The sequence below is a fragment of the Nocardioides endophyticus genome (assembly GCF_039543845.1).
Classification (GTDB): Bacteria; Actinomycetota; Actinomycetes; order Propionibacteriales; family Nocardioidaceae; genus Nocardioides; species Nocardioides endophyticus.
The window spans coordinates 100,682-121,082 of record NZ_BAABKN010000006.1; the positions used below are offsets into that span (position 1 = coordinate 100,682).

The 20,401-nt window shown below is 71.5% G+C and carries 21 protein-coding genes; 13 read left to right on the plus strand and 8 right to left on the minus strand.

Annotated elements, in window-relative coordinates; all coding sequences use genetic code 11:
* Window positions 1-9 precede the first annotated feature (9 nt).
* On the minus strand, window positions 10-633 hold the full coding sequence (locus ABEA33_RS05130) for a hypothetical protein (RefSeq protein ID WP_345525549.1): 624 nt from the start codon (window positions 631-633) through the stop codon (window positions 10-12).
* Window positions 634-808: 175 nt separating this feature from the next.
* On the opposite strand from ABEA33_RS05130, the gene ABEA33_RS05135 reads away from it, so the two are divergent.
* The 5 genes from ABEA33_RS05135 (at window position 809) to ABEA33_RS05155 (ending at window position 6,471) form a co-directional block, all read left to right on the plus strand.
* Window positions 809-2,851, plus strand: coding sequence for a sensor histidine kinase (locus ABEA33_RS05135; RefSeq protein ID WP_345525550.1), 2,043 nt, complete (start codon window positions 809-811; stop codon window positions 2,849-2,851).
* Window positions 2,848-3,501, plus strand: a complete 654-nt coding sequence (locus ABEA33_RS05140; RefSeq protein ID WP_345525551.1) for a response regulator — start codon at window positions 2,848-2,850, stop codon at window positions 3,499-3,501. The genes ABEA33_RS05135 and ABEA33_RS05140 overlap by 4 nt, the downstream gene beginning before the upstream one ends.
* 91 nt (window positions 3,502-3,592) lie before the next feature.
* Complete coding sequence (locus ABEA33_RS05145; protein WP_345525552.1) at window positions 3,593-3,889, plus strand: DUF4193 domain-containing protein; 297 nt, start codon at window positions 3,593-3,595, stop codon at window positions 3,887-3,889.
* A 565-nt stretch (window positions 3,890-4,454) separates the two neighbouring features.
* A complete protein-coding gene (locus ABEA33_RS05150) occupies window positions 4,455-5,144 on the plus strand; it encodes a response regulator transcription factor (protein WP_345525553.1) in 690 nt (229 codons plus the stop codon).
* A gap of 4 nt (window positions 5,145-5,148) precedes the next feature.
* Window positions 5,149-6,471, plus strand: coding sequence for a sensor histidine kinase (locus ABEA33_RS05155; RefSeq protein WP_345525555.1), 1,323 nt, complete (start codon window positions 5,149-5,151; stop codon window positions 6,469-6,471).
* A 2-nt stretch (window positions 6,472-6,473) separates the two neighbouring features.
* On the opposite strand, the gene ABEA33_RS05160 is transcribed toward ABEA33_RS05155, so the two are convergent.
* On the minus strand, window positions 6,474-6,878 hold the full coding sequence (locus tag ABEA33_RS05160) for a hypothetical protein (protein ID WP_345525556.1): 405 nt from the start codon (window positions 6,876-6,878) through the stop codon (window positions 6,474-6,476).
* Window positions 6,879-6,907: 29 nt separating this feature from the next.
* Window positions 6,908-7,285 carry a hypothetical protein gene (locus tag ABEA33_RS05165; RefSeq protein ID WP_345525557.1) on the minus strand — a complete coding sequence of 126 codons (378 nt, stop codon included), beginning with the start codon at window positions 7,283-7,285 and terminating at the stop codon, window positions 6,908-6,910.
* A 115-nt stretch (window positions 7,286-7,400) separates the two neighbouring features.
* Between ABEA33_RS05165 and ABEA33_RS05170 the strand changes: the two genes are divergently transcribed.
* On the plus strand, window positions 7,401-7,616 hold the full coding sequence (locus tag ABEA33_RS05170) for a hypothetical protein (protein WP_345525558.1): 216 nt from the start codon (window positions 7,401-7,403) through the stop codon (window positions 7,614-7,616).
* A 129-nt stretch (window positions 7,617-7,745) separates the two neighbouring features.
* Here ABEA33_RS05170 and ABEA33_RS05175 read toward each other — a convergent pair whose 3' ends face one another.
* On the minus strand, window positions 7,746-8,486 hold the full coding sequence (locus ABEA33_RS05175; protein WP_345525560.1) for a LuxR C-terminal-related transcriptional regulator: 741 nt from the start codon (window positions 8,484-8,486) through the stop codon (window positions 7,746-7,748).
* Between the two features lie 111 nt (window positions 8,487-8,597).
* Between ABEA33_RS05175 and ABEA33_RS05180 the strand changes: the two genes are divergently transcribed.
* Window positions 8,598-9,515 (plus strand): homocysteine S-methyltransferase family protein, encoded by a 918-nt coding sequence (locus ABEA33_RS05180; protein ID WP_345525561.1) that lies wholly within the window; start codon window positions 8,598-8,600, stop codon window positions 9,513-9,515.
* On the opposite strand, the gene ABEA33_RS05185 is transcribed toward ABEA33_RS05180, so the two are convergent.
* Together ABEA33_RS05185 and ABEA33_RS05190 are read right to left on the minus strand one after the other, a co-directional pair.
* Window positions 9,512-9,703 (minus strand): YdeI/OmpD-associated family protein, encoded by a 192-nt coding sequence (locus tag ABEA33_RS05185; protein WP_345525562.1) that lies wholly within the window; start codon window positions 9,701-9,703, stop codon window positions 9,512-9,514. The two genes, ABEA33_RS05180 and ABEA33_RS05185, sit on opposite strands and share 4 nt — an antisense overlap.
* Window positions 9,704-9,898: 195 nt before the next feature.
* On the minus strand, window positions 9,899-10,594 hold the full coding sequence (locus ABEA33_RS05190; RefSeq protein ID WP_345525563.1) for a L,D-transpeptidase family protein: 696 nt from the start codon (window positions 10,592-10,594) through the stop codon (window positions 9,899-9,901).
* Between the two features lie 59 nt (window positions 10,595-10,653).
* Here ABEA33_RS05190 and ABEA33_RS05195 point away from each other — a divergent pair, with 59 nt between their 5' ends.
* The gene (locus ABEA33_RS05195) at window positions 10,654-12,135 is read left to right on the plus strand and encodes a sensor histidine kinase (protein ID WP_345525565.1); all 1,482 of its coding nucleotides are present in this window, start codon (window positions 10,654-10,656) and stop codon (window positions 12,133-12,135) included.
* 82 nt (window positions 12,136-12,217) lie between these two features.
* Here the strand turns inward: ABEA33_RS05195 and ABEA33_RS05200 are convergent, their stop codons facing one another.
* Together ABEA33_RS05200 and ABEA33_RS05205 are read right to left on the minus strand one after the other, a co-directional pair.
* Window positions 12,218-14,299 (minus strand): 3-hydroxyacyl-CoA dehydrogenase NAD-binding domain-containing protein, encoded by a 2,082-nt coding sequence (locus ABEA33_RS05200; RefSeq protein ID WP_345525566.1) that lies wholly within the window; start codon window positions 14,297-14,299, stop codon window positions 12,218-12,220.
* 1 nt (window position 14,300) lies between these two features.
* Entirely contained in the window at window positions 14,301-15,512 is a 1,212-nt protein-coding gene (locus tag ABEA33_RS05205) for a thiolase family protein (protein ID WP_345525567.1), read from the minus strand.
* 189 nt (window positions 15,513-15,701) lie between these two features.
* Here ABEA33_RS05205 and ABEA33_RS05210 point away from each other — a divergent pair, with 189 nt between their 5' ends.
* The 5 genes from ABEA33_RS05210 (at window position 15,702) to ABEA33_RS05230 (ending at window position 20,393) form a co-directional block, all read left to right on the plus strand.
* Window positions 15,702-16,370, plus strand: a complete 669-nt coding sequence (locus ABEA33_RS05210) for a hypothetical protein (protein WP_345525568.1) — start codon at window positions 15,702-15,704, stop codon at window positions 16,368-16,370.
* 53 nt (window positions 16,371-16,423) lie between these two features.
* Window positions 16,424-17,617, plus strand: a complete 1,194-nt coding sequence (locus tag ABEA33_RS05215; protein ID WP_345525569.1) for a proprotein convertase P-domain-containing protein — start codon at window positions 16,424-16,426, stop codon at window positions 17,615-17,617.
* Between the two features lie 88 nt (window positions 17,618-17,705).
* Window positions 17,706-18,665 (plus strand): proteasome assembly chaperone family protein, encoded by a 960-nt coding sequence (locus ABEA33_RS05220; protein ID WP_345525570.1) that lies wholly within the window; start codon window positions 17,706-17,708, stop codon window positions 18,663-18,665.
* A 1-nt stretch (window position 18,666) separates the two neighbouring features.
* Window positions 18,667-19,515, plus strand: coding sequence for an acyl-CoA thioesterase (locus ABEA33_RS05225; protein ID WP_345525571.1), 849 nt, complete (start codon window positions 18,667-18,669; stop codon window positions 19,513-19,515).
* Window positions 19,515-20,393 carry an acyl-CoA thioesterase gene (locus ABEA33_RS05230; RefSeq protein WP_345525572.1) on the plus strand — a complete coding sequence of 293 codons (879 nt, stop codon included), beginning with the start codon at window positions 19,515-19,517 and terminating at the stop codon, window positions 20,391-20,393. Before ABEA33_RS05225 ends, ABEA33_RS05230 begins: the two co-directional genes overlap by 1 nt.
* Window positions 20,394-20,401: the final 8 nt, after the last annotated feature.

Below are 20,401 nucleotides of genomic sequence, written 5' to 3' on the forward strand. Positions count from 1 at the left end.
GGCGGCTTCTCACGACTCCTTGCGCGCCACGATCTGCCCGAGCACGCCGTACCCGACGCACAGGTGCACGAAGGAGACGACGCCGGCGACGCTGCTGCCGAAGATGCCGAACGTCGGGACCACGATCGGGCCCCAGCTCTCGGCGATCAGCGGCCAGAAGCGGGCCTTGCCGTGCCAGCGGCCGGCGATCGCGATCCGGATGCCGATGAAGAACATGCCGAGCATCGACAGCGGCCAGAAGGCGTCGAGCATCGCCCAACCGGGCTGGTCGAGGTTGCTGACGCCGATGCCGTCGGCGACCGTCGAGCCGATGGCGAAGAACAGCAGGACGGCCTCGAACCGGATGAAGAAGCGCGCCAGGCGGCCGTCGCCGAGCGCCTTGGTCGCGTAGAGCACGGTCAACAGGCCGAGCAGGCCGAGCTGGAAGACCCCCGAGGTCAACGACGACATCGCCTCCTCGAAGGGTCCGGACGGGTTGGTCCCGAGCACCAGGCTGTCGATGCCCCAGGCGACGGCGCCGAAGGTGATCAGCATGCCGCGTTTGTAGAAGGGACGGGTCGGGGTGGTGCGGTCGGCGGGGGTACGACGGGGGACGTCGGACCGGGCCGGGGCGGGGGTGTGCTGCACAGACATGGCGGTTGCTCCTCGTGGGTGCTGGTGGTTGGTGCCTTCGATGAGAGGACTCTCCGGCGCCCCGTGACCCGGGCAGCAGGGAGCGGCGTCCCGAGTCCGGTCCTCGGGTGATGTCCCGTGGGCGCGGGACACCGAACCCGGGACGACGGGACGCCCTCCGTTCGATACTTCTCGGGTGAGTGGTCCCGGTCGCGCGCCCGCCGTCGTCGTCTCGGCGCTCGCGGTGCTGATGATCGGCGCCTGTCTGTGGCTCGACCTGCTGAACGAGCCCATCGACCGCGACCGCGCGACGATGGGCTGGGGCACGATCTCGGCGCTGGTCGGGGCGATCGCGGTGGCGACAGCGGTCCCGGTCCTGTGGCGCTATCCGCGCCACCTCGTGGCCTGGGTGATCGCGTTGACCGGCCTGCTGTGGGCGTTCGACGGGCTCTGTGAGTCGTGGTCGGCGTACGGCATGGCCCAGTCGCCCTATCCGCCACTGACCGGCTTCGCCGTGTGGGTCGTCGCCCAGCTCGGCGCCTTCCTGCTGGTGGGGCTGCCGCTGGTGCTCGTGCTCTATCCGACGGGCCGGCTGATGAGCGGACGGTGGCGAGTCGTCAGCATCGTGGTGATCGCGATGGCGTGCACGCTGCCGCTGCTGCTGCTCTTCGCCCCGACGTCGGCGCTCAACGCCGAGGAGTTCCAACTGCCGCTCGACACCGGGATGCCGGAGCTCCCGATCCCGGGCGACGTCTTCATCGGGCTGCTGACAGTGGGCCGGTTCTTGACGCTGCTCTCGCTGCCGCTGGCCGTGGTCGTGCTGTTCGCCCGCCAGCGTGGCGCGAGCGGCCGGGAGCGGATGCAGCTGCGCTGGTTGCTCTGGGCGGCCGTGATGTGCGTGGTGGTCTCAGGGGTCGCGATCGTGCTGCAGAACGGCTGGGTCGTCACGATCGCCCTGATGTTGGCGCTCGGCCTGACCGGAGCGTCGATTGCCATCGGCATCCTCGACCCGGAGGTCCGCGACGTCGACGCGCTGATGGGCGGCACCGTGGTCTGGGCTTCGGTCGCCGGCACCGTCATCGCGCTCGACCTGGTGCTCGTTGCGGCGCTGGACCGGCTGCTGGGGGACCGGCTCGACGAGCGCGACGCGACGCTGCTGCTGCTGCTGATCGCGGTCACGATCTATGCACCCGTGCGGTCGCGGCTCACCACCGTCGTCCACCGTCTGCTGGTGGGCCGCCGCGGCGACCGCTACTCCGTCGTCACCGACCTGGCCGCTCGGCTCGAAGAGTCCGGCGACGTCCGCACCCAGCTGCCGGCGCTGGCGGTGGCCGTGGCGACGGCGTTCAAGCTCGACTACGTCCGCGTCGAGGTCTTCGGCCACGGCGGCGGCACCATCGCCGCGACCCACGGTCGGCAGCCGCGCGACGTCCGCGAGGTGCCCATCCGATACGGCGAGGAGGAGGTCGGCCGGCTCGAGCTGCCCGCCCGCGGGGTGCGGTCGATGCTGTCGAAGCGCGACCAGGCCCTGCTCGTCGACATCGTGCGCCAGGCCGCGATGGCGGTGCGCAGCGCCCGGCTCGCCGACGACCTCCAGCAGTCTCGCGAGCAGCTGGTGCTGGCGCGCGAGGACGACCGGCGCCGGATCCGGCGTGACCTGCACGACGGGCTCGGTCCCGTGCTCGGGGGCGTCGCGATGCGCCTCGACGCGGCCGGCAATGCGCTCGACCGCGACCCGGAGACCACGCGCCGCCTGGTCGCGCAGTCGCGCCAGGACATCACCGACGCGCTGGCCGACGTACGCCGCCTCGTGCACGGCCTGCGGCCGCCGGCCCTCGACGACCTCGGCCTGCTCGCGGCCCTCGACCAGCAGGCGGAGCGGATGAGGAGCGCCGACCTGGCGGTCACGGTGGCCGCCGAGGACGTGCCCCTGCTCTCGGCCGCTGTCGAGGTCGCGGCGTACCGGATCGCGTCCGAGGCGCTGACCAACACCGCGCGCCACGCCCGTGCCCGCCACGCCGCCGTACGCCTCACCAGCAGCGCGGGGTCGCTGCTGGTCGAGGTCGGGGACGACGGTGCCGGCATCGACCCCGAGGTCGTCGCCGGTGTCGGGCTACGGTCGATCCGGGAGCGGGCCGAGGAGCTCGGCGGCCGGACCGAGATCGTCTGCCCGCCCACCGGAGGCACCCGGGTCCGCGCCTGGCTGCCGCTCACCATCGATCCCGAGGAGCACCGATGAGCGACGACCCGGTCCGCGTGCTGATCGCCGACGACCACCCGGTCTTCCGCGACGGACTCGCGTCCCTGCTCGGCACCCAGCCCGACGTCACCGTCGTCGCCACGGCCGCCGACGGCGCCGAGGCCGTGGCGCTCGCCGCCGAGCACTGCCCCGACGTCGTCGTCATGGACCTGCAGATGCCGGAGCTGAACGGCATCGACGCCACTCGCCGCCTCGCCGAGACCCAGCCCGACGTACGCGTCCTGGTCTTCACGATGGGGGAGGAGGACGGCACCGTCCTGGCCGCGATGCGGGCCGGCGCCCGCGGCTACCTGGTCAAGGGCGCCAGCCAGGACGAGGTCGCCCGCGCCATCTCGACCGTGCACGCCGGCGGCCTGGTCTTCGGCGCCTCCCTCGCCTTGCGGATCGCCGACCTGCTGTCCGGTACATCGACCCCGGACCGCTCGGCCTTCCCCCAGCTCACCGAGCGCGAGCTCGAGATCCTCGACCTGATCGCGGCGGGCAGGAACAACGCCCAGATCGCCTCGGCGCTCTACCTCGCCCCCAAGACCGTCCGCAACAACGTCTCCAACATCCTCGCCAAGCTCCAGGCCACCGACCGCGCCGAGGCGATCATCCGCGCCCGCGACGCCGGGCTGGGTGGGGGATAGGGGACAGATCACACGTCCACCGCTCGCGCGCTTGCAAGGTTCGACGCCGGGCGGGGCTAGCATCTGCGCTCCGCACCGAGAGGACCTGCACATGGCTACCGACTACGACGCATCGCGCAAGACCGAGGACGAGCAGAAGGAAGAGAGCCTGGAGGCCCGTCGTCTCACCTCGGGCGACCAGGACAAGACGTCGGGGAAGGTGGACGAGGACGAAGCCGAGATCGCCGACACCTACGAGCTGCCCGGCGCGGACCTGTCCCACGAGACCCTCTCCATCGAGGTCACGCCGAAGCAGGCCGACGAGTTCACCTGCACCGGCTGCTTCCTGGTGCAGCACGAGTCCCGACGATCGGCCCCGGGCGTCGACCTCTGCAACGACTGCGCCTGAGATCGGTCGTCGTCGGGCAGCGTCTTGACCTCGCGGTCGCCGATCGTCGGTCGACCCTGGTTGCAGTAGACCTCGACCTCGATGGAGCGGGCGCCACTGGCGAAGACCGCGTCGACGTCGTCGTCGGGCCCCTCCTCGTAGCTGACGACGCGCCAGCCGGTTGCCGGCACGGCCTCCAGCCCGTAGGCGACGACACCGCGACACTCCACCTGGAAGGTCCCGAACTCGTCCTCGACCGTCCGGCCGACCGGGGTCGCCTCCGGGTCCGGGACGCGGGCGTCCTCGGTCCGGTCGACGTCGGGGACGACGTTGCCGAGCGGTCCGCGGTCGCGGACGCTGGCGCCGACCGACGACACCGCCACCACCCCGACAGTCACCGCGATGCCCGCGGCGACGAGCCAGGCGACGACGTAGCCCGCGAGCCGACGGTGTCGGTGGCGGCGCTCGGCCAGCTCGTCGGTCACCCACCGATGATGCCCCGCCGTACGCCGGGTTTCGCTAGGGGACGGTTAAGGCGCGGCTAAGGACGTCGGCCGCACCTGGGGGCGACGGCTAGGTTCAAGACGTGGCCCAGGTGCTGATCATCGAGGACGACCCGCGCATCAGGCCGCTGCTGATGCGGTCGCTCGACGAGCGCGGGCACGCGGTGACGTCGGCGGCGACCGGCATGCAGGGGCTGGCGATGGCCGTCGACAACCGGCCCGACCTGGTGATCCTGGACCTCGGGCTTCCCGACGTGGACGGGACGCAGGTCCTGCAGATGCTGCGTGCGGTCAGCGACGTCCCGGTCATCGTCGCGAGCGCCCGCGACGATGACCCGTCCCTGGTCGGATGCCTCGACGCGGGAGCGGACGACTACGTCGTCAAGCCGTTCACGACCGACCAGCTGGAGGCACGCATCCGTGCCGTCATGCGCCGCGTCGGCGGGGGTACGGCGACCCGACGCCCGGTCGTGGTCGGCGGCCTCGAGATCGACGCTGCCGCGCGCCGGGCGACGGTCGACGGGGAGGTGCTCGACCTGAGCCCACGTGAGTTCGACCTGCTCCGCCACCTCGCCGAGCGCCCGGGCGAGGTCGTCACCAAGCGCGAGCTGCTCACCCAGGTCTGGAACCAGCCCTGGGGCGGCTCGGACAAGACCGTCGACGTCCACCTGTCGTGGCTGCGCCGCAAGCTCGGTGAGTCGGCGGCCGAGCCGCGCTACCTCCACACGGTGCGCGGTGTCGGGGTCCGGCTCTCCGCGCCGGGCACGGAGTGACCCGGTGCGCCGCAGCCTGATCCTCACCGTCGCGGCGGCGGTGACCATGGTGCTGCTCGCGATGCTCGTGCCGATGGCCGTGCTGCTGCGCAGCTACGCGTTGGAGGACCGGCTGTCCCGCGCGGCGCTCGAGGTGCAGGCCACCGAGACCGTCGTATCAGGCCAGGACAAGGGGGCGGTGACGACGTACCTCGACCAGGTCAACCAGGGGGACGACGTCACGACGACCGTCCTCTACCCGCCCTCCGAGCAGCACCCCGAAGGCGAGGGGATCGGCCCGAGCCCGGGTGAGGACGCCGATGTCGTCGAGGCCCGGCTGACGGGCCAGGCGAGCGTGCGCGACGTGGACGGTGGCTCCGAGATCCTGGTCCCGGTCTCGCTCGGCGGTAGCAGCGACACTCCCGGCAACACCCCGGTGATCCGGGTCGAGGTGCGCCCGCCTGGGCTGGAGTCCGACATCGTCCGCAGCTGGCTGGTGCTGTTGCTGCTCGGCGTCGCCCTGCTTGCCGGCGCACTCGTGCTCGCCGACCGGCTGGGGCGGTCGTTCGTGCTGCCGATCCGCCGGCTCGCGGCGTACGCGACGACGTTGGGGGAGCGCCGTCGACCCGAGCCGGTCCCGGCCTCCGGCCCGCCGGAGGTGCGCGAGCTGACCGCGGCGATGAACCGGCTCGTCGGCCGCATCGAGGCCCTCCTCGAGCGAGAGCGGGCCGGCATCGCCGACGTCTCCCACCGGCTGCGGACCCCGATGACGGCGCTCCGGCTCCGCATCGACGCGTTGACCGACCCCGACGACCGGGTCCGCCTCGGTGCGGACCTCGACGAGCTCCAGGCCACCGTCGACCACGTGGTGCGCGAAGCCCGTCGCTCGGAGCGCGAAGGCGTGGTGCCCGAGGCGGACGCGGTGGCCGTGGTGGCCGAGCGTGCCCGGTTCTGGGAGCCGCTGGCCGAGGACCAGGGGCGAGCGTTCGAGGTGCGCGTCGAGCCGACCCGACCGGTGTTGGTGCGGGCCTCGGCGGAGGACCTGAGGGCGGTGGTGGACGTGCTGCTCGACAACGTCTTCTCCCACACACCGGACGACGCTGCGGTGCTGGTCGTGCTGGCCCCGCGCGAAGGCGGCGGCCTGCGGCTGAGCATCGACGACGGCGGGCCGGGGTTCCCGGAGGGCATCGACGTCGCGGACCGGGGCGAGTCCGGGGCGGACTCGACGGGGCTCGGCCTGTCCATCGTCGACAAGACCGCCGCCGAGTCCGGTGGTGCTCTGTCCTGGGGAGGTTCGCCGTACGGCGGGGCGCGGGTCGTCGTCGACCTCGGCCCCGCCGTACGTTGAGGTCAGCTCGCGAAGCGGAGGGTGCGAGTCACCTTCGTCGAGGTGCCGACGCGCTTGATGGTGACCTTGAAGGTGTCGCCTTCAGCGGTGTTCGCGCTGCGGATCTCGCGGAAGTCGACCTCGTAGCGGCCGTCGTCACGCACCGCGCGAGCCGTGCTGGTGCCGACCCGCTTGCCGTCGTGACGGACGACCATCCGCCACGTCGAGTTGGCGGGCACTCCGTCGAGGTCGGCGTCGACCTCGAAGCGGCGCTCCTTCTCGATCCCGATCTCGTACGCCGCGCCGGCGACCTGGCCGCGGGCGTGACGTTCGGGACCGTCGGCCTGGGCCGGGCCGGCGACGAGTGCGGCGCCGGTGCCGGCGACCAGGGCGGTGGCGGTGGTCAGGGCGATCAGCTGCTTCTTCATGGTGTTGCTCCTTGGGGTGTGGATGTGGGTCAGCGGTCGAGCGATGCCGTGCAGGGTTCGCCGGACTCCGGGGTCGCGGTGGCGGTGAAGGACGAGCCGTCCTTCGCCGAGACGGTGACGTCGACGTCGAGCTCGGAGTCCTCGTCGGTCTGGCGGGTGCCGGAGTAGACCTCGGTGCCGTCCTGCTCGATGACGACCTGCCAGGTCTCGCCGGGTGCTGCGGACTGGACCTCGAAGGTCACCTCGACGCCGCCGTCCTCGTCCTCCGCGGACAGCTCGTAGGTCGCGTTGCCGCAGGTGCCGCGCTCGGTGGTCTCGCTGTCGCGGCCGAGCACCCACCAGGCACCTCCGGCTGCGACCACCAGCACGACGACGGCGACGATGCCGGCCAGGACTACCTTCTTCATCGGGGCTCCCAGTTCTTTGTTGATGGAGTCGGTTGATCGGACGAGGACGACTTTCGCCGCGCTGGCCCTAAGCGCGCTCCAGCAGCGGGCTAACGGGAGGCAAAGAGCGGCGCGGGTGAGTCTCCTCACCGCCGGCGCCCGGACCGTGCCCAACCGCGTTGTGAAGGCGCCGCTGACCCGCAGCCGCTCGCAGGGCGCCGTCCCTGGTGCCGTGGCGGTCGAGTACCACCCCGGCGCCATCGCCGCTCCCGGCAACGTCGTCACACCCAACGGCCAGCAGGCCAACCCGACGCCGCGCGCCATCGAGACCGACGAGATATACCTGCGGTGATCGAGGCCGTCGGCGACGCCATCGGCGCAGACCGGGGCCGAGCTCAACGAGCCGAACCCCGGCACCTTCTACGGCGGGGGTGCCGAGGGCTACACGGACTACCCGTTCTTGGACGACTGACGGGAGTGGTCAGCTGGCGACGGCGAGCTCACGGCTCGCCGGCCATCCGGCGGCACGAGCGACCGCGACCGCGCCCAGCTGCGAGTTGACCTCCAGCTTCGCCAGGATCGACTTGATCTGGGTGCGGACGGTCGCCTCGGCGACGAAGTCCTCGCGTGCGATCTCGGCGGGACACCGGCCCGACAGGAGCTTGCCGATGACGGCCCGCTCCCGGACGCTGAGGCAGCCGAGCCGGTTGCGCGCCGTCCAGCACTCGTCGTCGGTGGCGGCACGGGTCGCGGCCTCTCTGAGCCGGCTGACGAGGGCCGGGCACATCGGTGGCTGGTCCGAGAGGACCCGGTCCAGCATCCGCGTGAGGTCGGCGAGGTCCGCGGACTTCGGCAGCAGACCGAGCGCCCCCGCGAGCAGGCAGCGGCCCCAGTGGACCGGGTCGTCATCGAGGTCGACCGTGCTGAGCGCGACGACCGGCACCCCTGCCGCGCGCAGGCCGCTCATCACGAGCTCGGCGTCGATGAACGGGCCCGGCCGTACGGCGACGATCGCGACGTCCGGCCGGGCTGCCCGTGCCGCGGCCACCGTCGCGGCGACCGACCGTTGCGCGGTGGCGATCACCGACCGCACGCGATAGCGACCCCAGAGCCCGGCGTCGAGGACGTCGGCGACAGCCGTGTGCTCCTCGACGATGACGAGGCGGGGGAGACGACGCTGCGTTGCCCTGGCACTGGACGACGTGCAGACAATGGTGTCCATGGAAACCCGATTTCCTGTGGGACGTCCCCGCTCGTTGCGGGATGCTCAACAGGAGCGGCACCTCCTCCGAAAAGTACGTCGAGTCTTCAACTCATCCTCCGGAGCACTGTCATGGCCCACCACGAGCTCTCCTGGCTCTCGTCGCGGAACTACGTCAGCGACGGCGGGCTCGAGACCGACCTGATCTTCCACCACGGCGTCGACCTCCCCGAGTTCGCGTCCTTCCCACTGGTCGACGGCGAGCGCGGCCGAGGACTGCTGCGGGACTACTACAACGGGTACGCCGCGGTCGCCCGTCGCGCCGGCGCCGGTCTGACGATGGAGTCGCCGACCTGGCGCGCCAACCCCGACTGGGGCGCGCGGGTGGGCTACGACCCCGCCGCGCTGGAACGGGTCAACCGCGACAGCATCGCGTTCCTGCACCGGTTGCGGGACACGTACGGCGACCTCGACGACGTCCGGGTCATCGGTGCGATCGGGCCGCGCGGTGACGGGTACGTCGCGGGCGAGCGGGCCGACCCCGACGAGGCCGCCGACTACCACCGGGCTCAGGTCGAGGCCTTCGCCGAGGCCGGTGCCGACGTGGTCGCCGCCTACACGCTGACCGGCCCCGAGGAGGGCATCGGCGTCGCGCGCGCCGCCCGGTCGGCCGGTGTCCCGGTCTGGGTCGGGTTCACCGTGGAGACCGACGGCCGGCTGCCCGACGGCACCACCCTCGCCGACGCGGTCGCGCTGGTGGAGGCGCACGAGGCGGCGGACGGCTACATCGTCAACTGCGCACATCCGACGCACATCGCACTCGGCCTCGACGACGGGGACTGGCGGTCGCGGATCGTGCAGGTCAACCCGAACGCCTCCACCCAGAGCCACGCCGAGCTCGACGCCGCTGAGGAGCTGGACGAGGGCGACCTCGGGCTGCTCACGACGTCGTACGACGCGCTCCGACCGGCTCTGCCCGGGCTCCGGGTGGTGGGTGGCTGCTGCGGCACCGACGCTCGTCACGTCGCCGCACTGTGGGGTGTGAGCTAGGGCAGCAGCCGGTCGACCTGGCGCTTGTACGTCACCGCCCAGCGTCCGTCGGTGTGGGCCGCCTCGACCTGGGCGATGCCCGCGGGCCGCATCCGGGCGGCCGCAGCCAGAGCGGCGACCTTGTCGACGTTCATCTGCGACCAGATGCTGCGCGGGCGACGCGGGCAGCAGCGCTGCAGGTACGACACGTCGCCGAGCCCCTTGCGCTGGCCGTCGATCCACCCGAAGCGCAGCGCGCCGCCGAGAGCATCGGCGATCGACAGCAGCTCCAGTCTCGAACCCTTCCTGGCGATCCGCAGCCACGCCTCGGGCGCGGATGCATGGTGCTCGGCCAGCCATGCCTCCCAGGCGTTGTCGTCGGCGAACTGAGCGCGTCCATGCGGTCAGACCACCCGCACCGGCGTACGCCGGGTGGTGAAGTTCCAGACCTTCAGCGACAGCTCCCGGCTCAGCCGGATGCAACCGTGGGACTGGGCCATGTTGGTGCCGAGGATCCAGTCGGCGTGCATCTGGTGCCCGTTGCTCTTGTAGCGCGGGATCCGGTGGAAGCCGATACCGCACGGCGCGAACCGCACGAAGTTGTCGAGCCACACGTTGCCGCTCGCCGCCTGGTTGAGCTTGATCCGGGCGCCTCGCCCGCAGTAGGAGCCGGTGGCGTGGCTGCCTCGATGCAGGACTCCGGTGTTGTCGACCATCCCGCCCTGCGCGACGGCGTCGCCGTCCGGCCCGATGAGCCAGATCCAGTTCTGCTGCTGGGAGATGACGATCCGACGGCCATGGCCGGAGCGGGCCGGCACGGGGCGCACGTCGCAGCGCGGGGCGTCCTCGGCGTACAAGCGCTTGCGGGTGCGTACGTCGGCCGTGCCGCTCTGCCGGATGCCGGCCCTCGACTGGAAGCGCACGATCGCCGAGCGGGCGTGCTGGTCGATCCGGCCGTCCGCTCGGCCCGCGTCGCAGTGCAGGGCGTTGAGCAGGCGCTCCGTCTTGACGGCGGGACGCGGCTCGGCGGCGTACGCCGGCGCGATCGTCAGAGTCGCCGCGCACACGAGCGCGCAGATGAGGGGTCGCAACAGGTGCACGCCCCCATCCTCGCCTACCGTGTCCCTCACCAGGTGGGTTCGGGTAGGGAGGTGCCATGGTGGGTGCGACGCCGGAGAACCCGGACCTGTGGCGCCTGACCCTGCAGCACTCTCCGATCGGGATGGCGTTGGTCGGCCTCGACGGTCGGCTGCTCATGGTCAACCGGGCGATGTCCGAGATGCTCGGGTACGACGTGGAGGAGCTCCAACAGCGCGGCTTCCAGGAGCTCACCCATGTCGACGACCTCGACGCCGACCTCGTGCAGTTCGACCGGGCGCTCGCGGGGGAGATCGACTCCTACCGGCTGCGCAAGCGCTACCTGCACGCCGACGGGCACGTGGCCTGGGGCGACCTGTCGGTGGCGCTCGTGCGCGGACGCGACGGCAGACCGCTGCACTTCATCTCGCAGATCCTCGATGTCACCGAGCAGCACGAGCACGAGGACCGGCTCCGGGCGGCGACCGCGGACGTCGAGCACGAGCGACAGAGCCTGGAGGCGGTCTTCGAGACGGTCAGCGTCGGGCTGCTGCTGATCGGCCGGGACGGGCGCTACGAGCGGATGAACCGCCGGCACCAGGAGACGATGCGGCTGCCCTTCCCCGACGGTCACGGGGGCGAGGCCGGCCAGCTCGGACACGTCTACCACCCGGACGGCAAGACGCTGATGGCCAAGGAGGACATGCCGTCCTACCGCGCTGCCCAGGGCGAGGAGTTCGACGACTACACCTACTGGGTGGGCGACGACCCGATCACCCGCGCAGCCTTCTCCGTCTCGGCCCGCCAGGTGCGTGGACCGTCAGGCGAGCGCCTCGGCGCGGCTCTCGCCTACCAGGAGATCACCGACCTGATGCGCGCGATGCAGGTGAAGGACGAGTTCGTGTCGTCGGTGTCGCACGAGCTGCGTACGCCGCTCACCTCGGTGCTCGGCTACCTCGAGCTGCTCGCCGAGAACGACAAGATGCCCGCGGATGCGGTCGCGCACGTCCAGGTCATCCGGCGCAACGCCACCCGGCTCCAGACCCTCCTGTCCGACCTGTTGCAGGTCGGACAGGTCGCCGAGGTCAGCCTCCAGCTGCAGCGCGCCGACGCGGACCTGGTCGCCGTCGCGCGCGAGGCCGTGGAGGCGGCCCGGTTGTACGCGGACCAGAGCGGCGTGGGCGTCGAGCTCGACGTACCCCACCGGCTCCTGACGCTGGTCGACGCACAGCGCATCCGGCAGGTGCTGGACAACCTGCTGTCCAACGCCGTGAAGTACAGCCGCGCGGGCGGCACCGTCACCGTCTGCCTGCGTGAGGCGGCCGACGGGATCGTGCTCGAGGTCAGCGACACCGGGATGGGCATCGCTGCCGACGAGATCGACCAGGTCTTCGGACGGTTCTTCCGGGGCGGCGAGGCGCTGCGCCAGCAGATCCCCGGGACCGGGCTCGGCCTCAACATCGTGAGCTCGATCGTGGCGGCTCACGGCGGCGAGGTGACCGTCGACAGCGAGCTGGGTCGGGGCACCACGTTCCGCGCCACCCTGCCGCACGTGACCGACTGACGACGCCGGGACGTCATACGTTTCGTGGGCCCCGGGCCTCGATTCGTATGACGTCCCGAGCGGTCGTCAGTGAACTCGCCCATCAATGGAACTGGCCGAGGCCCTCGCGCTCGAGCAGCATCGTCAGGCCGCCGTTCCAGAACGAGAAGCCCGCGCCGGTGATCATCGCGAGGTCGAGGTCCTCGGCCGCGACGACGACGCCCTCGTCGAGCATCCGGCGGGCCTCATCGGCCAGGCCGGTGAGCACCCGCGTGCGCACCTCGGCGGACGACAGCACCACCGGATCGGGCGGCGACTCGAGCAGCGCGACGACCTCGGGGTCGAGAGCGCCGTCGGGGCCGTAGTACGACGACTTCCCCGCTGCCACCACGCGCTCGAGCGCGGGGGAGACGTAGAAGCGATCCGGGAACGCGCTGTGCAGGGTCTCGTTGTTGTGCAGCGCGATCGCGGGGCCGACGAGCGACAGCAGCACGAAAGGCGGCATCGGAGCGACGCCTGCGAAGGCGCCATCCACCACCGGCACGGGCGTGCCCTCGTCGACGATCCGGCCGACCTCGCCCATGAAGCGCCCGAGGAGGCGGTTGACGATGAACGACGGGCTGTCGTTGACCAGGATCGTGGTCTTCTTCAGGGCCTTGCCGGTGCCGAACGCCGTCGCCAGCGTGGCGTCGTCGGTCCGCTCGCCCTTGACGATCTCGAGCAGCGGCATCACCGCCACCGGGTTGAAGAAGTGGAAGCCGACGACCCGCTCGGGGTGCTCGAGGTCGGCGGCCATCTCGGTGATCGACAGCGACGAGGTGTTGGTCGCCAGGATGCAGGTCGGCGAGACGGCCTTCTCGACGTCGGCGAAGACCGACTTCTTGACCGACATCTCCTCGAAGACCGCCTCGATCACGAAGTCGGCGTCCGCAAAGACCTCCGACTTGTCGATCGCGCCGGTGACGAGCGCCTTGTGCCGGTTGGCCTTGTCGTGGTTGATCCGCCCCTTGGCGAGCAGCTTGTCGATCTCGGCGTGGACGTAGCCCACGCCCTTGTCGACGCGCTCCTGGTCGAGGTCGGTCAGCACGACCGGGACCTCGAGGCGACGTACGAACAGCAGCGCGAGCTGCGATGCCATCAGGCCGGCGCCGACGATGCCGACCTTGGTGACCGGACGCGCGAGCGAGCGGTCGGGCGCACCGGCGGGCCGCTTGGCCCGCTTCTGCACCAGGTCGAAGGCGTAGAGCGAGGCGAGCAGCTCCGGTGTACGCGACATTGCCTCGAGCGCGTCGTCCTCGGCGGCGAAGCCCTCGTCGCGGGTCGCGGTCCGCGCACCGGCGATCAGCTCGACGACCTTCGCGGCGGCCGGGCTGGCCCCGCCGGTCTTGGCCTCGGCGAGCTGGGTCGCCCGGGCCACGGCGGCGCTCCACGCCTCGCCCTTGTCGACCTCCGGTCGCTCGACGACGAGCTCGCCGTTGAGCACCGAGGCCGCCCACAGCAGCGACTGCTCGAGGTAGTCCGCGCCCGAGAAGCATGCGTCGGCGAGGCCGATGTCGTACGCCGCCTTGCCGCCGAGCGTCTTGCCGTTGTTGAGCGGGTTCTCGAGGATCACGGTGACGGCCTTGTCGGCGCCGATGAGGTTGGGCACCAGGTAGGCGCCGCCCCAGCCGGGGACCAGACCGAGCATGACCTCGGGCAGGCCGAGGGCCGGCGCACTGTCCATCACCGTGCGGTAGTCGCAGTGCAGGGCGACCTCGAGGCCGCCGCCGAGGGCGAGGCCGTTGATGAACCCGAACGACGTCTTGCCGCCGTCCTGGAGCTTGCGGAAGACCGCGTGGCCGAGCTCCGCCACGACGCGTACGGCGTCGGAGCCGCCGCCCGCGATCGAGGTGAGGTCGGCGCCGGCCGCGAGGATGAACGGCTTGCCGGTCACGCCGATCGAGGTGATCTCGTCGTCGGCCAGGGCCGCGTCGATCGCCGCGTTGAGCGCGATCAGCGAGCGTGGGCCGAAGGTGTTGGGCTTGGTGTGGTCCTCGCCGTTGTCGAGGGTGATCAGGCCCATCACGCCGGCGCTCTGCCCATTGCTGGCGGGGAGGGTCACCTTGCGCAGGTGCGCCTCGGTCACGCGCTCGGCGTCGGACGAGATCTCCTGGGCGCGGTTCAGCAGGTTCTTCAGGTCAGTCATGTCAGGCCACCTGTCCGGTGTAGTGCGGGTTCTCCCAGATCACGGTGCCGCCCATGCCGATGCCGATGCACATGGTGGTCAGGCCGTACTGCACCTCGGGGTGCTCCTCGAACGTGCGGGCCAGCTGCGTCATCAGGCGTACGCCGGAGGAGGCCAGCGGGTGGCCCATCGCGATCGCGCCGCCGTACGGGTTGACTCGGGCGTCGTTGTCGGCGATGCCGAAGTGCTCGAGGAAGGCCAGCACCTGCACGGCGAACGCCTCGTTGACCTCGAACGCCCCGATGTCGTCGATGGTGAGGCCGGCCTGCTTGAGGGCCTTCTCGGTCGCCGGGATCGGGCCGGCGCCCATCACCTCGGGCTCGACGCCCACGTAGGAGTACGAGACCAGCCGCATCCTGATCGGCAGGCCCAGCTCCTTCGCGGTCTCCTCGTCCGCGAGCAGCGACGCGGTTGCGCCGTCGTTGATGCCCGCGGCGTTGCCGGCGGTCACCTTGCCGTGCGCGCGGAACGGCGTCTTCAGCGAGGCGAGCGTCTCCATCGTGGTGCCCGGACGCATCGGCTCGTCGGTCGACGCCAGGCCCCAGCCGAGCTCGGCCGACTTCGTCGCCACAGGTACCAGGTCGGGCTGGATCTTGCCGGCGTCGTACGCGGCGGCGGTCTTCTCCTGGGAGCGGACGGCGTAGGCGTCGACGCGCTCCTTGGTGATCGTGGGGTAGCGGTCGTGCAAGTTCTCGGCGGTCTTGCCCATCACGAGCGCGTCCGGGTTGACGATCCGCTCGGACAGGATCCGCGGGTTGGGGTCGACGCCCTCGCCCATCGGGTGCCGGCCCATGTGCTCGACGCCGCCGGCGATGGCGACGTCGTACGCGCCGAAGGCGATGCCGGAGGCGGTGGTCGTCACGGCGGTCATCGCGCCGGCGCACATCCGGTCGATCGCGAAGCCGGGCACGCTCTGCGGCAGCCCGGAGAGCAGCGCAGCCGTACGGCCGATGGTCAGGCCCTGGTCGCCGATCTGGGTGGTGGCGGCGACGGCCACCTCGTCCACGCGCTCGGGCGGCAGCGACGGGTTGCGTCGCATCAGCTCGCGGATGCACTTGATGACGAGGTCGTCGGCGCGGGTCTCGGCGTACTGGCCGGTGGCCTTGCCGACGCCGAAGGGGGTTCGGACGCCGTCGACGAAGACGACCTCTCGCAGCTGTCGGGCTGATGCCATGTCGGGGGAGTCTCCTCGGGGATTCGGGCGGGTCCGCCCAACATTACCGGGTGGTAACAACCGTCCCCGCGGGTGGTCAGGTGCCGCCGCGAGTCCCCCATTCGGGTCATGCGCCGGGGGTGGCGTCGACAAAAGACTGGCCCGCGATGGACGAGAGCCGTCCACCGCACGGACGCAACGGAGGTTGCCATGCGCAAGCTCGTCTACATCGCAGTCGGAGGGATCCTGGGACTCGCCCTGTCGGGAGGGGCCGCGGTCGCAGGAGGCCTGATCCACGGCAAGGACCTGGCCAAGGGGACGATCACGAGTCGCGAGCTCGGGGCCAAGAGCGTGACCAGCGCCAAGCTGTCCAAGAGCGTGAAGAAACAGCTCGGCAAGCCCGGGCCGGCAGGACCGGCTGGACCGGCCGGAGCGCGAGGGCCGGCGGGCGGGTTCGACTTCGTCGACCAGAACGGAACCGTCATCGGTGAGTCGGTCGGCTTCTACAGCGGGGTCTACCCCATGGTGCGGATGGGTGACGGGACGATCGTGCTCTACGACAACGACCCCGCCACCTCCAGCGCGGTCGCCCTGGTCACCTCGATCTACTACCCGCAGGCGGGCTGCACGGGCACCGGCTACGCGAACGCCGGCGGCCAGGCCTTCCAGACAGCCATCATCACGGCCAACCCGGCGATCGCCGGCTCCCAGATCTACAAGCAGGTCCCGGGCACCCCGCAGAACTTCACCGCGGCGTCGGTGAAGAACAGCAGCGGGTGCTCGGCGAGCACGACAGCCGTCACGAAGGCGTACGCCGTGACCGAGGCCGGGAAGGTGCCGGCGGCCGCCAAGCCGCTCATCCTGAAGCCGGTGGGCTGATCGCGCCCATGCCCTGGTGACCGCGCGCAGGACCGGTGGCCGACACTGGCCCCATGAAGTCGCAGCACCTCGGCAGGTCCCATCGGTGGCAGGCAGCTCTGCTTGCGCTGGGGGTCGCGGCCGCCGGACTGGTCATGACCACGACGGCGGTCGCGCCCGCCCAGGCGGCATCGACGTGGTCGACCTACGCCGGGACCGGGACGGGCCCGATCGCGGACGGCGGGAACGATCCCTGCACGCCCGGGGATCCGCTGGCGGTCCAGTTCGAGGCCTCTGGCATGCCGCTGGGGCCACTCCGCGGGGTGAGGGTCGCCGACCTGATGATCGAGCACACCTGGGTCGGTGACCTCACGGCGACGCTGACCGCCCCTGGTGGCAGCAACGTCGTGCTGTTCTCCCGGACGGGTGCGGACCCGGCGGGCGCGGGCTACCTGAGCGACGTACGCGGTCCGTACACCTTCTCGGACGCCCCCACCCCGAACGACTGGTGGGCCGAGGCTGGGGCCCAGGGCGACGCGGGCACCATCCCGGCCGGCCGCTACCGCGCCAGCAGGCCCGGCGGTGCCGAGGGTGGGGGCGCCGTGCAGCCGATCACCGCGGCGTTCGCGGGGGTGACGAACCCCAATGGGACATGGACCCTGACGGTCACCGACCGCTGCTTCGGCGAGACGGGCGCCGTCAGTGCCGTCAGCCTTCAGCTCCAGCCATCGGCTCTCAGTGGTGCCTGTGCGGCCTACCAGGAGGCGGTGGACAGCGCGGCCGGTGCCGTGAGCGGTGCCACCACCACCGCGGCGACCGCGCGGACGACGCTGGTGCAGCGCTCGGAGGCGGTCGGCATCGCACAGTCGAGCAGGCAGCTGGCCGCGGCCGATGCCACCAGGACCACGGCCGCCCTCACCGCGGCAGTGACGGGGCTGAAGGTAGCGAAGACCCGCGTGGCCAAGGCGGCCAAGACGCTGAAGACCGCCAAGCGGTCGCACCAGCAGAAGAGGATCGCCAAGGCGGTGACGGCGCTCAAGGTGGCGCAGGCGAAGCAGAAGGTCGCGCAGACCGTCGTCGCCGTCAGGCAGGAGGCCGCCTCGGCTGCCGGCACGGTCCTGGCCACTGCCACTCAGGCTCAGCTGGACCGGCAGCAGGACCGCGACACCGCGATGGTCGGGCTGACCGCTGCCCAGAGCGCGCTGACCGATGCAGTCGCGGTCCAGGGGGAGAGGCAGCGCGAGCTCGCGCAGTGCCTCGATGCCTAGGTCGATGTGGAACAAGGAGCACGCCCACTACGGTTAGGCGAGAGCATCGGCGACCCGTTCGCCGACCACTGACCGGAGAAGGGGACCCGTGAGCAAGCTCGAGCGCCTGGTGCACATCGTCGACGAGGTGCCGGAACTGGACGCGGTGCGCGAGGCGGGCGGGGATCTCGTCATGGTGCTGGTGCTCGACGGCTTCCTGGACGCGGGCAACGCCGCCGCCCGTGCTGCCCAGCACCTGACCGACCTCTCGGACGGGCCGGTGGTGGCGACGTTCGACGTCGACCAGCTCCACGACTACCGCGCCCGGCGCCCGGCGATGACGTTCGCCCGCGACCACTACGAGGGGTACGACGCCCCGCGGCTGGTCGTCCGCCAGCTGCGCGACACCGGCGGGACGCCGTACCTCCTGCTCAGCGGGCCGGAGCCCGACAACCGGTGGGAGGCGTTCTGCCGTGCCGTCCGCGAGGTCGTGGAGCGGCTCGGCGTCACCCGGGTCGTCGGCATCGGCTCGGTACCGATGGCGGTCCCGCACACCCGGCCGATCGCGCTGACCCCGCACGCCAACGACCCCGACCTGCTGACCACGGTCAGCCCATGGCGAGGCGAGCTGCGCATCCCGAGCAGCGCCCAGGCGCTGCTGGAGATCCGGCTGGGCGAGTGGGGCCACCAGGCGATGGGCTTCGTCGCGCACGTCCCGCACTACCTGGCGCAGATGGACTACCCGCTCGCCGCGGCGGTGCTGCTCGAGCAGGTCGAGATCGCGGGCCGGCTGACCATCGACCTGTCCGGGCTGCGGGCCGAGGCCGAGGACAAGGAAGCCGAGATCGCCGGCTACCTGACCGCCAACGAGGAGGTGGCCGAGGTGGTGGCCGCGCTGGAGCGCCAGTACGACGCCTTCGAGCGTGCCGAGCAGGACGGCTCCAGCTTGCTGGCCCGCGACGAGCCGCTGCCGACCGGCGAGGAGATCGGCCGGCAGTTCGAGCAGTTCCTCGCCGGGCTCGACGGCCCCCAGGACCAGCAGGGCGACACCGACCAGGAGCGCGACTGACATGCCCGGTGACGCTGCCGAGCTGCTCGCCCTGCTCGACCTCGAGAAGCTCGACGACGACCTCTTCCGTGGCACCCAGATGCCGACGTCGCGGTCGATGGTCTTCGGCGGACAGATCGCCGCCCAGTCGCTGGTCGCCGCGTCGCTGACGGTCGACACGCCGTACGTCGCGCACTCGCTGCACTCCTACTTCCTGCAGCCGGGAGACCCGAGCGTGCCGACGGTCTACGACGTCGAGAACCTCCGCGACGGACGCTCCTTCGTCACCCGGCGGGTGATCGCGCAGCAGCACGGCTGCCCGATCTACGCGCAGACCGTCAACTTCCAGAAGGACGAGCCGGGTTACGACCACGAGGAGCCGATGCCCGACGTGCCCGGCCCCGACCACGAGTCGGTCCGTCCGGCCAGCCGCCAGGTCCAGGAGGAGCTGCACGCCGACCAGTGGAACGTCGCCGACATCCGCTTCGTCGGCTCGTCGTCCGGCAGCCTGGAGCCGGATCCGCGTCACCCGGGTCAGCAGCAGGTGTGGCTGCGGGCATCATCCACGCTGCCCGATGACCAGTTCTGGCACCGGGCCGCGTTCACCTACCTCTCCGACATGACGCTGATCGGGGCCGCGATGGCGCCACACGGCATCAGCTTCGGCCGAGGGGACGCGTTCGTCGCCTCCCTCGACCACGCGGTCTGGTTCCACCGGCCGTTCCGGGCCGACGAGTGGTGGCTCTACGACCAGGTCTCGCCGTCGGCGTCGGGTGGTCGCGGGCTGACCCTCGCGCGGGTCTTCCAGGACGGCCACCTGGTGGCCTCGGTCGCCCAGGAGGCCGTGCTCCGTCCTCGTAAGGAGTCGTGATGAACCCCACCGAGGAGCTCGTGGACCTGCTCGACCTGGAGCGGCTCGACGGCGATCTGTTCCGCGGCAAGCAGCCGGAGTCCGCGCGCGCCCGGGTGTACGGCGGGCAGGTCGCCGCCCAGGCCCTGATGGCCGGCATCCGCACAGTTCCGACCGAGTTCGCCGTGCACTCGCTGCACTCGTACTTCCTGCTCGGCGGCGACTACGCCGTCCCGATCGTGTACGACGTCGAGCGGATCCGCGACGGCCGGTCGTTCATGACCCGGCGCGTGGTCGCCCGCCAGCACGGGCGCCCGATCTACTACCAGACCCTGAACTTCCAGCTCCCCGAAGACGGCTATGAGCACCAGGACGCCATGCCCGAGGTCGGCGCGCCGGAGACCGGGTTCGACCTGGTCGAGGTGATGCGCAAGGGCGGCAACGACGAGGCCGACGCGCTCGGCAAGGAGTGGGGCGCGCTCGACGTGCGCTGGCTGGGCAACACCCTCTTCGGGCTCGAGCCGGACGACGGTCACGTCTCCCAGGCCCGGATGTGGATCCGACTGCGCGAAGGGCTGCCGGACGACCCGGCCATCCAGGTCGCCGCGTTCACCTACGCCAGCGACGTCAGCCTGCTCGGCGCGACCCTGTCGGTCCACGACGTGAACCCGTCGAAGACGCAGATGGCCTCGCTCGACCACACGCTGTGGTTCCACCGGCCCTTCCGGGCCGACGACTGGTGGCTCTACGACCAGTGGTCGCCGTCGGCTCAGGGTGCCCGCGGGCTCGCCTTCGGCCGGATCTTCACGGCCGACGGGACGCTCGTGGTCACCGCCGCGCAGGAGGGTCTGATCCGGCCGCGGCGCCCCGGCAGCGAGGGTCCGGGCGTCAGGGAGTAGCGGGGAGC